Annotated in this window: 1 pseudogene; it reads right to left on the reverse strand. The window is 64.0% G+C overall.

The features are described from left to right. Positions 1-428: pseudogene (locus tag ACYOEI_RS41140) on the reverse strand (RHS repeat-associated core domain-containing protein); the annotation flags it as partial. Positions 429-455 lie beyond the last annotated feature (27 nt).

Genomic DNA, 455 nt, shown 5'->3' on the forward strand with positions numbered 1-455 from the left:
GCGTCGTAGGTGTAGGTGACTTGCTCGGTGATGGTCCCGGAGCTGTTTCGGATCGTCGCGCCGACGAGCTCGTTGCGGTAGTCCCACGCGAACGTCGTCATCGCCCCCGTCGCATCCGTCCGACTCGTCATGTTGCCTTCGGCGTCGTACGTGTACGAGTACGTGGTCGTGGCCGTGGCGCTGGAGCTCATTTCGTTGTAGGCGATCGTGGCGTAGCCGCTCATCGATCGGTTGCCGGCAAGGTCGTACGAGTAGGTCGCGTGGCGGGCCCCGTCGGTATTCGTCAACTGGTCGCCGGCGTCGTAGATGTAGCTGATCACGCCGCCGCCGTCGTACTTCTCGCTCGTCAGGCGGTCGGCGTTGTCGAAGGTGTAGACGTAGGACGCCAGACCCGATCCTCCGGCAATCTGGTGTGTCAGCGTCGTCATCCGGCCGGCCGCGTCGTAGGACATCGA

It is taken from the genome of Singulisphaera rosea, assembly GCF_054877945.1.